Raw genomic sequence first — 10732 nt, forward strand, 5'->3', positions numbered from 1 at the left:
CCAATATACAAATACTAAGCAGGAGCATCATGCCGGACAGGCCTCAGGAATTCACAAGCTGCCGTGCCAGCTGCCGCATTGAAAAGGAACCGCAATACTTGACAAAGATTCCCAAATCAGCTCCTCTTTTTATTCTTCCCCCAGAAGATTCAGTATTTCCTGTTTTCGGCTTAGTTCTGCCAGGGCATGGGCATTTACAGAGAAAGCCAGGGATGCGCGGTAGATTTTGGCAACAGCTTCCAGCGTTTCCAGGCGGTATAAGGCTTCATGCAGATCCTTACCCAGGGCAAGGGCTCCGTGACGTTCCATGAGAAGGACATTCGCCTTCTTCGCGTATTCGGCACAGGCCCTGGCCAGTTCCATACTGCCCGGCGCTTCATAGGGCACAACGGGGACGGTATCGCCTAACACCATGGCCCCTTCCGTTACAATTCGGCTGGGAAAGGGCAGTCCTGCTACCGTAACGGCTGTCGCTACAATCGGGTGGGCATGCATAATAGCCTGCACATCAGGACGGGCTTTGTAAATCTCCAGATGCATGTTCGTTTCTGACGAAGGTTTGCGGGACCCTTTTACCACATTTCCCTCTGCATCGAGGACCAGCAGCTGCGAAGGCTTCAGTTCTCCCTTCGGCATTCCTGACGGCGTAATGACGATCGTTCCGTCGGGACGGCGAAAGCTGATATTGCCGTCACAGGCGACGACCAGATTGGCGTCTTTCATATGACGGCCAACGGTACACAGTGTTTTTTTTGTATCCATTCTATTCACTCCTTTTTATAACGCAGTAAAGAGTTTATGTTGATTGCGTTCTCTGCTCTTCCCCGGAAATACGGCAGGCCTCTCCATAGGACAGTACTGCCGCCGGAAACGGCATTGACTGGATGATTTCCCGGGCCAGTTTCGCCGTGTCTTCCGTCGTGCGGATAAAGCCAATGCCCTTTTTTCCATCCAGCGCAGTCACAACGCCGACATACTCACAGCCTTCAAAAATCCTGGTGACGAAGGTCATTTCTTTCGGCGGAATCTGGAAATATACCCACGTCGGATCAAGCATGATGCTGTATCTCCCGGCGCATCATGGAAAAGGGTTCCAGCCGTTCCGGCACGGCAATGCCTACCAGCTGCTGGGCATGACGGGCTGCATCCAGACTGTTTCCGTCTTCGTCGATAAGAGAAGAAAGTGCCAGGCGCACCAGATGGCCTTTAGGCTGCAGAAATTCTACAGTCTGGCCCAGCTTAAAATGATTTCGCTGTTCAATCCAGGCAATTCCTTTTTCAGCATCGTAAGAACGGACAATGCCAATGAATTCATGGGTCTGGGTATTGCTGGAATGGCTGTATACCTGGTCGGCCTCGGTCGGACGGGATACGGAAAATCCTCTGGTATAGGGGCGATGGGAAATCTTTTCCAGTTCTTCCACCCATTCCGGAAGGACCGTAAAGTGAGCCGGATCGGCTTCATAGGCATCCATGGCCTGACGGTATACTTTGACCACAGTGGCAACGTAATGGGCACTCTTCATGCGTCCTTCAATTTTCAGACTGGAAAGGCCGGCTTCATACAGATCCGGCAAATACGGCAGAAGACAGAGGTCTTTCGAGTTGAAAATATACGTCCCCCGTTCATCTTCGACGACTGGGAAATACTGACCTGGCCGCTTTTCTTCTACGACGTTGTATTTAAACCGACAGCATTGTACACATTGCCCCCGGTTGGAATCCCGATTTTCCGTAAAATAGTTGCTCAGCAGACAGCGGCCGGAATAGGAAATGCACATGGCGCCATGGACGAAGCCTTCCAGCTCAATGGGAACGTGGTCATGAATATAGCGAATGTCCTTCAAGCTGACTTCCCGGGCCATGACGACGCGGGAAGCTCCGTTATCCTTCCAGAATTTGGCCGTAGCCCAGTTGGTGACATTGGCCTGCGTGGAAATATGGATGGGCAGGTTGGGAGCGACCTCGCGGGCAATGCTGAAAATCCCCGGATCGGCAATCAAAACGGCATCGGCGTGGATATCCTGCAAATACGTGAGATAGTCAGGAAGCGAGACCAGATCGCCATTGTGGGGGAAAATATTCACAGTTACATAGACTTTTTTGCCTCGTTCATGGGCATAAGTGACGGCTTCTTTCAGCTCTTCCCGCGAGAAATTATCACTAAATGCCCGCAGGCCAAAGGATTTGCCGCCTAAATATACGGCGTCAGCACCGTATAACAGGGCCAGTTTTAATTTGTCCATATTGCCGGCCGGAGCCAGCAGTTCCATTTTCTGCAATGTCTTCTATCCTTTCCAACGAGAGACGGTCATGCCGTCGCCATTTTCAAAAAATACCGTATCAAAGCGGCGCGTGTCGCCAAGGAGTGTCAAAAATTCATGGAGCCTGCCTACGGCAGTGCGATGTTTATGCGGAACTGTCCCTTCAATGTAGAGCATATCATGATAGCGAATGTTATCGGCTGCAATGACTGCCTGCGGAGCTAACTGGGGCAGCAGCTTCTTCAGCTGCCGGGAATACTGCCCTTTCGGCCCGTCGAGAAAGACGAAATCCCACGGACCTGACAGGGTATCCAGCAAGGCCGTCCCATCGCCCTGCAGCTGCCGAATCATGGAACGGAAAGGAGTCATGCCGATAAAACGGCGGGCTGCTGCCACCCTGTCAGGATCGAGTTCAATCGTCGTAATCTGACTGTCCGCATCCAGGCAGGAAGCCATTTGCAGCGTCGAATAGCCAATGGCCGTCCCGATTTCCAGAACCCGTTCAGGCCGGGCAGACTGAATCAATCCGCGAAACAGGGGCAATTCTGCATCCCGCAGAATGGGAACAGCATATGCATCGGCGTAGGCTTTCATCATCTGCCACACTTCGTTCATGTCCGTCATGGCATGTGTTCCTCTACGTTTTTCATATGATCTTCATAGGTAACGGCAAAATAATTATGGCCATCTCCATCGGCGACAAAGTACAGATACGACGTTTCCGGCGCCTCTAATACGGCATTCATGCATTCCATGCCGGGATTGCCGATAGCACCAGGAGGCAGTCCTTCATACATATAAGTGTTATACGGCGAATCATACTGCGTTTCCGCAATGCTGTATGCCGCTTTATGAGACCCCATGGCATAGGAAATGCTGGCATCAGACTGCAGTTTCATATGCTGCTGCAGGCGGTTGAGAAAGACCGATGCAATGAGGGGCCGGTCCTGTTCATATTTGGCTTCTTTTTCCACCAGCGAAGCCAAGGTGACGAACTGGTAAATAGACAAATTTCTGGCAGCAATTTGCGAGCGCATGTCAGCTGTTACATGATCGTCAAAATTCTTCAGCATCATCTGGACAATATCATCGGCTGTGGCATCGGCAGCAACGAAATAGGTGTCAGGAAACAAAAATCCTTCTGTAGGAAAGGTTACTGCCCGATTTCCCTTCATGTACGGATACAGATGGGCGTCAGACCGGGCCGCCGTGAGAAACTCTTCTTCCGGGATGGTTCCCAGCTGGGCCACGGCTTTGGCAATCTGCCAGACCGTATACCCTTCGGGAATGACCAGCCGCGCCGCTTCCGATTTGCCGCTGGCCAGTTTGTCCAGTATGTCCCTGGTGCTCATAGACGTGCTGATCAGGTATTCCCCTTCTTTGAGCTGACCAGCCTTTCCAGAGGCAGTAGCGGCCAGGCGAAACCACAGGGTACTGGAAATATACCCCTGCTGATACAGTGCGTCTGCCGTATCCGTCGCAGACATGGCGCTGCGGATATGGACAAATCCGCTCCGCGCAGGCAGAAGCGGATTGGTTCCTATATAGCCGAATACGACGGCAGCAAACACAAAAAGCACGCAAATAACAGCTCCTGCCGCCCATTGTTTCCAATGTCGGCAACAAGCTGTTGGTCTGCGTGTCTGTTCTTCTTTTTTCTCTGGTGACGGTGTAGTATTTGTATTCATGAACCTATTATACTCCATTGCCGCCTTCTTGCCAACGGATGAAGCAGGTCTCAGTTCTGAAAACTGCTGTTTCCGTTAATCATCCCAGTCGTCGTGATCACGCCAGTCATCACGATCTCAATCCCGATGTTTCCGGGGCGGTGCAAACAGTTCTTTCAGCGTATCCTGGGAAATGCCTGTCCGTTCCGGCAGGGACTGCATAAACCGTTTCCGGTCCTGTGCCTGTTTTTCATGGAATCGCTTCAGCGCTTTGTTCAGCTTCAGGGCCTGCTGTTCTGAAATTTTTCCGTCCCGTACCATATCCTGCAGGCGATAGGAATAGTCTCTATAGTGAGCCTGCTCCATGGCAACAGGTCTTGGCGGACGAATATCAGCGGCCGATACCTGTGCATTGGGGACGGCTGTAATCAGCATGGCTGCTGCACCGGTAAAAGCCAGGGCAATTATTTTTTTACGTAATGTAGTCGTTACTTGTGTCATATGTCTTCACTCCTCTTCTGTTGATACGTATAGTATACAAGGGTACTGTTACGATCGTGTCACAGCGCCGTCACAATACTCGTACAGTCGAAGAAAGGACATATATAACTGCGCAGAGGTCCCGGCAGGACGCGGCTGCATCATGCCGGGACCTCTTCCAGGCCTGTATCTTTCTTATTTCTGGTGATCTGTTATATCCGTTACGGTATATCCGGCATTGACGACGGCTTTGAACAGTACATCCCGGTCTACTGTATCATCGGCCCATACGCGGGCAATTCCCTTGCCCAGGTTCACTGAAACTTTATGAACGCCCTGAATGGCTTTTAAGGCCTTTTCAACATGTTCTGCACAGTTCTGGCAGACCATGCCCGTAATATATACATACAGTTCCGTTCCTTCTGCATCATTTCCAAATAATTTGCTGAAAAATCCCATTTACAGGCACTCCTCTCTACATATAGAATATAACTTTCATATTCATTATATCGAGTATGTTCGCACCATGCAAGTCTTACCAGTTTCCTTTTTTATTCCAGAACGAGCGGCGGCACATGACCAGCAAGGTAAACATTTCCAGCCGGCCCAGCAGCATGGACACGCACAGGATGGTCTTGGAAAAATCGGAAAGGCCGGCATAGGTACAGGTGGCGCCAGTAATGCCAAAGGCCGGGCCAATACAGCCCATGGTGCTCACACTGATGCCGATGGCGTCAAACATGCCGATGCCGTCCCACGTAAGGAGCAGTGCCCACAGGACAATAAGGGCGATATACAGGAAAAAGAACTGGTATGCCCGTATGACTGCATCACTGCCGATACGGGAGCCATTCATCTGCAGTCCCTGCACGGCCTGGGGATGAACTTTCTGCGTAATAGTGTGCACCAGAGCGCGGATCAGCAGGACCAGCCGCGAAATTTTTATGCCTGCTGCTACCGATCCGGCACAGCCGCCGCTTATCATGAGCAGTAAGAGAATGCCCTTGGAAAAAGGCGGCCATTGATCGTAATCTGCCGATACCAGACCTGTCGTGGCAATGGAAGCGGTCTGAAAGGAAGCGTAGCGCAGAGCACTGCTCCAGGTTTCTCCCCGCTGCCAGCAGAGATTCAGGCCAATAGCCGTCATGGCCAGTACCAAAATGAGGATATACGCTTTAAATTCCGTATTATGCCGCAGGACGCCCGGTCCTTTTCGGTAGACCTGATAATAGAGTCCGAAATTCCCGCCTACGAGAATCATGAAAACCGTCATCCATCCTTCAATCCAGGGACTGGAAAAGTAAGCAGCACTGCGGTTGTACGTAGAAAAACCACCGGCAGAAATGGTCGACAAGGCATGATTGACAGCGCTGATGCCGTCCATGCCGCACAGCAGGAACACGACCAGGGCGATGACGGTAAATGCAGAATACATGCGGAACAGAACGTGAATCATATCCTGAAACCGGGGCAGAATCCGTTCCCGTGAAGGGCCGGCAGCTTCGGCATTATACATGGCAACCGTCGACTGGCCGGCTTCGGGAAGAAGGGCAATAAAGATGACGACAATGCCAAGTCCTCCCAGCCAGTGGGTCATGCTGCGCCATAACAGGATACTTTGCGGCAGCGCCTCAATATCTTCGATGACCGTGGCGCCTGTGCCGGTAAAACCGGATATGCTTTCAAAAATACCGTCCAGCAGGCCTAAATACCCGCCCAGTACATACGGAAGCATTCCTAAAAAGGTAGCTAAAAACCAGCCTAAGCCGGTAATGGCAATGCCTTCCCGCGTCGTAAGAGCCTTGTGAGGAAGGCGGCCGGAATGCATGCATATCCTCCCGGCCGCCGCTGCAGCCAGGGCAGAAAAGAGCAGCGCTGCCCAGCTGGATTCACGAAGCCACAAGGCCATGCCGAACGGTATGAGAAAGACAGCGGCCTGAATATATGCTATTTTTCCCAGAAAACGATAAATAACCTGAAACTCCATGAATCTCCTATGATATCCTGCATCCTGATACGAATACGCTCACCTTACCAGCTCTGTCGATGCCAGAAGGTCGGCATGAACAGGGCCAGAATGGGAAATATTTCCAGCCGGCCCATCAGCATGGACAGGCAGACGACCATCTTGCTGAATGACGGCATGTCTGCATAGGTACAGGTGGCCCCAAACAGGCCAAAGCCTGGCCCGCAGTTTCCCATGGTCGTAATGCTGACTGCCAGGGCATCAAACACGGGCAGCCCGTCTGCTGCCAGCAGCAGCGTCCACAGGACATCCAGCCCCAGATAGACCAGAAAAAAGCGGGCTACGCCGGACAATACTTCTTCCGGCATTTCTTCCCCATTGGAACGGATGCGGACGACCATGGAGGGATGCAGCTTCTGCAGGATTCGGGCATATATGGTTTTGCAGAGCAGCATGAGCCGCGTGACCTTCAGTCCCCCTGTCGTGGAGCCGGCACAGCCGCCGAGAAACATGAGCAGAAGGAGAATGAGTTTGGAAAAGGACGGCCATTGATCAAAATCGCTGGACACAAAGCCTGTAGACGAGGAAATGGAGGCTGCCTGAAACAGAGCCTGCCGAAAGGCTTCTGTTCCGTCCCATCCCAGGGTCAGTATAATATTAATGGTCATCAGCGCCGTTGCCAGAAACACGATGCCTACATAGGTGCGGAACTCCGTATCGCGCAGAATAATATGGGGCCCCCGCTTCCAGGCAGCTACATACATGCCGAAATTGGCACTGGACAGAATCATGAAAAAAGTCAGGCACCCTTCTAATACAGGGCTGTTGAAATAGGCAACGCTCGTATTATACGGCGAAAATCCCCCGGTCGGGATAGTCGAAAGGGCATGTTCCAGGGCAATGATAAACTCAAGGCCGCAGGCCATACATACCAGCGTAGCTGCTGCCGTAAAGGAAATATAGACACAGAACAGAGCCTTGGCCATTTCCTTGATGCGCGGCACGCGCCGGCTTGATGTGGGACCGGTGCTTTCGGCATTAAACATATGTACCGTCCCGCGGCCCAGCTGGGGAAACAGGGCAATAAAAATGACGATAATCCCAAGACCGCCAAACCAGTGCGTCAAAGAACGCCACAGGCTCAGGCTGCGGGGAATGACATCCAGATCAGGAATGACCGTGGCGCCTGTGCCGGACAGGCCGGAAATGCTTTCAAACAAGCCGTCCAGAACAGATACGTGTCCGCTCAGCACATAGGGAATCATGCTGAGAACAGCAAACAGCATCCACCCCAGACCGGTAATGGCAACACCTTCCCGGTTGGTCAGCTCTTCTTCAGGTACGGCGCCGTGCATCATGCAAAGTTTACCGACTGCAGCACACAGGACAATGGAGAGGAAAAACATAAAGGTCATCGATTCTCCGTACCATGCACCGGCAGCAAGGGGAATGAGCATGCCAAACCCACAGGCCCAGGCCAGGCGGCCGAGGATATATAATACCAGTAACAGATTCATGACAAGGTGCCTCCTACCATCGCCGCCGTATATACTGCACCGTCGTCTGCAGCACAATAAACAGAGAAAAGATTTCGATTCTTCCTAAAATCATGAGTAATGAACAGTACCATTTGGCCCATGCCGGCAGCAGGGATATGTCGGTTATGCCAAACAGCGGAATCGTCCCGCCGGCACTGGACAGACAGCCAATGGCGATCCCCATGGCCTGCAGCGGCGTGACGCCAGTCAGGGAAATAATGACGGACGACACGAAAAATACGGCCATAAACAGGAAGAAATAACTGAGCACGCGGCTGATAATTTTCATTTCCACCGGCATACCGTCTATTTTTACGCGAATGACCATATGGGGATGCAAGGTGCGGCGCATTTCCTGTTTGGCAATTTTGAACAGCACAATACCGCGCATAATGCGCAGTCCCCCTGTAGCCGAACCAATGCAGCCGCCAAGAAAGACCAGGATAAACAAGATAAACTGATCAAACTCCGGCCACCTGGCAGCGTCTGCAGAAAAGAAACCGCTCGTGCTGCTGAAGGACAGGACCTGAAAAAAGCCAAAACGCAGACTGTGCACCCAGTCATAGATCCCCATGCGCCACAGATGAAAGGACACGAGCAGGCCTGCTCCGGCCAGCAGGGCAAAAAATACGCGAAGTTCCATGTCTGAAACCAAATCACGTATCTGTTTTCGTTCCAGACACTTCCAGTACAGGAGAAAGTTGCCGCTGGCCAGGATCATGGAAACGGCGCCGGCTGCTTCCAGAGCCGGATTCTCATACCGGATAAAGTCGAAAGCCCTGTCGCCGCCGCTGGTGGAAACGGTCATGCACGCCTTAAGCCAGGCATCCAGCGGTGCCAGGCCGGCAAGACTATAGGCCATTACGGAAAGGATCGTAATGGCTATGTATATTTTTCCTGTTTTCCAGGCAGCCCCTTCCATTCGGCCAATAACCGGACTGAAGCGGACGCGCTGATGGGCCGAAAGGGTCAGGCCAAAACAGCCGCTGACCTGGGGAATAATCGTTACCAGGAGCAGAATAAAGTTCAGCCCGCCCAGCCATTCCATGAAGCTGTGCCATACCAGGAGCGACGCCGGCAGGGCCGGAGCCAGCGGGGACAGGCTGGAAATGCCCGTCGTCGTATAGGCAGCAGCACTTTCAAAGAATGCGTCAGTCAGCGAATACCTTCCTGAGGCGGCATAGGGAATCATGCCGACCACACAGAGCATTCCCCACAGGAGGACCAGATACCAGGCACCTTCTACGACGTCGAGCCGATGGTACCGCTGCCGGCCGGCATAGATCAGCACCAGCCCTGCCCCGATGGCACTGACGGCAGCGGAGCCAAACCAGTGCCACCCCGGCTCGCCTGACCAGAGCACGTACAGCAGAGGAATCAGTAAGGCCAGTCCATTCAGCAGGGCCATGCGGCCTAATAAGAACAATACTACATTCTTTTTCATGTTATTCCCTGCCTTTAAAATAGTTCATAACATGTTTGGAATGGGACGTTTGGATAAATAAAATAACCTGATCGCCTGCCTGCAGAATCGACTGGCCGTTGGGAATAACGGCATCGCCGCCGCGGACATAGGCGCAGACCAGACATTCTCTGGGCAGGCGCACATCCATAAGCCGCCTGCCCACAACGGGAGCCCCTTCCTGGACGATAACTTCCACCGCTTCGGCCTTGGCCCCTTCCAGCAGCGACACCGATACGACGCCGCCGCGCCGTGCAAAGGCCAGCACTTCGCTTGCCGACAGGAGCCGCGTAGACAGGACAATATCGACGCCTACTTTTTCCATCAAGTCGCCGTATTCAATTCGTGATACGCGGACAATGGTCTTTTTCGCCCCTAAATGTTTGGCAATAAGGGCCAGCATCAAATTAAGGCGGTCATCATCGGTCAGGCAGATAACGACATCGGCGTCGGAAATTCCTTCCTGTTCCAGCAGGTCCAGATCGGTCCCGTCTCCGCAAATAGCCAGGCCGTTATCCAGCTTTTCAGCCACCATCAGACACCGTTCCCGATCCTTGTCGACGATCTTGACCCGTACATCCTGCTGATCCAGCATGGGAGCCAAAAAGCGTCCCGTCCGGCCGGCTCCGATAATGAGAACCCGTTCGACTTTTTTTATCTCACTCTGCACGACATTGGCACTGAACGCTTCAATGGCCTGAGGGTCGCCAATAAAGTAGGCATTATCGTGAGGCAGAAACCGGTCATCGCCATGGGGAATAATCATGCGATGGTCCCGGAAAATCATGCCGGCTAAAATCGAAGGAGGAATATTCATATTTTTCAGCGGCGTATTGGCCAGCGGCGAATGACGTTCTATTTTCGTTTCAAATAAACGGACCTTGCCATTGGCAAAGTCTTCCACGTTTAACGCTGCCGGCGTCATGAGGATGCGGTTAATTTCGCGGGCCGTAATCAGCTCCGGATTCAGCATGAGATCAATGTCAAAGTTGGCTTTCAAATAATCTTTGGCTTCAGAAATAAACTGCATATCCCGAATCCGGGCTGCCGTATAGGTAATGCCGTGTTTTTTGGCCAAAATGCAGGCTACCATGTTGACTTCATCTACAGCCGTTGCAGCTACGAGAATATCGGCACCGCGAATATCCGGGTCATTCATCGTAATCGGACTGGCACCATTGGCCAGTATAGTCAGTACATCCAGTGTGTTTTTGACAATTTCCAGACGTCCTTCATCATGATCTACCACGACAACATCAAATTGTTCATTCGAGAGGAGTTCGGCAATACTGTAGCCAAATTTTCCGGCCCCTACAATAACAATACGCAATACCATCACCTCGTATGCACATATA

The 10732-nt window shown here is 52.2% G+C and carries 11 protein-coding genes; all 11 read right to left on the reverse strand.

Annotated features, from left to right (window positions below; genetic code table 11):
* Window positions 1-129: 129 nt before the first annotated feature.
* A complete protein-coding gene (locus Q3886_RS05315) occupies window positions 130-762 on the reverse strand; it encodes a class II aldolase/adducin family protein (protein WP_301860131.1) in 633 nt (210 codons plus the stop codon).
* A 34-nt stretch (window positions 763-796) separates the two neighbouring features.
* A complete protein-coding gene (locus tag Q3886_RS05320; protein ID WP_301860132.1) occupies window positions 797-1057 on the reverse strand; it encodes a DUF4911 domain-containing protein in 261 nt (86 codons plus the stop codon).
* Window positions 1050-2273, reverse strand: a complete 1224-nt coding sequence (locus Q3886_RS05325; RefSeq protein ID WP_301860139.1) for a U32 family peptidase — start codon at window positions 2271-2273, stop codon at window positions 1050-1052. Before Q3886_RS05325 ends, Q3886_RS05320 begins: the two co-directional genes overlap by 8 nt.
* Window positions 2274-2288: 15 nt before the next feature.
* Window positions 2289-2888, reverse strand: a complete 600-nt coding sequence (locus Q3886_RS05330) for an O-methyltransferase (protein WP_367881554.1) — start codon at window positions 2886-2888, stop codon at window positions 2289-2291.
* Window positions 2885-3844 (reverse strand): endolytic transglycosylase MltG, encoded by a 960-nt coding sequence (mltG, locus tag Q3886_RS05335; RefSeq protein WP_301860133.1) that lies wholly within the window; start codon window positions 3842-3844, stop codon window positions 2885-2887. The genes Q3886_RS05330 and mltG overlap by 4 nt, the downstream gene beginning before the upstream one ends.
* Window positions 3845-4069: 225 nt before the next feature.
* Window positions 4070-4432, reverse strand: coding sequence for a hypothetical protein (locus Q3886_RS05340; RefSeq protein WP_301860134.1), 363 nt, complete (start codon window positions 4430-4432; stop codon window positions 4070-4072).
* A 174-nt stretch (window positions 4433-4606) separates the two neighbouring features.
* Complete coding sequence (locus tag Q3886_RS05345) at window positions 4607-4870, reverse strand: heavy-metal-associated domain-containing protein (protein ID WP_301860135.1); 264 nt, start codon at window positions 4868-4870, stop codon at window positions 4607-4609.
* A gap of 76 nt (window positions 4871-4946) precedes the next feature.
* Window positions 4947-6398 (reverse strand): TrkH family potassium uptake protein, encoded by a 1452-nt coding sequence (locus Q3886_RS05350; protein ID WP_301860136.1) that lies wholly within the window; start codon window positions 6396-6398, stop codon window positions 4947-4949.
* 44 nt (window positions 6399-6442) lie between these two features.
* Complete coding sequence (locus tag Q3886_RS05355; protein WP_301860137.1) at window positions 6443-7894, reverse strand: TrkH family potassium uptake protein; 1452 nt, start codon at window positions 7892-7894, stop codon at window positions 6443-6445.
* A 13-nt stretch (window positions 7895-7907) separates the two neighbouring features.
* The gene (locus Q3886_RS05360) at window positions 7908-9359 is read right to left on the reverse strand and encodes a TrkH family potassium uptake protein (RefSeq protein ID WP_301860138.1); all 1452 of its coding nucleotides are present in this window, start codon (window positions 9357-9359) and stop codon (window positions 7908-7910) included.
* 1 nt (window position 9360) lies between these two features.
* Window positions 9361-10707 (reverse strand): Trk system potassium transporter TrkA, encoded by a 1347-nt coding sequence (gene trkA, locus Q3886_RS05365; protein WP_301860141.1) that lies wholly within the window; start codon window positions 10705-10707, stop codon window positions 9361-9363.
* Between the last annotated feature and the right edge of the window lie 25 nt (window positions 10708-10732).

Source organism: uncultured Megasphaera sp. (assembly GCF_958350005.1).
Taxonomy (GTDB): domain Bacteria; phylum Bacillota; class Negativicutes; order Veillonellales; family Megasphaeraceae; genus Megasphaera.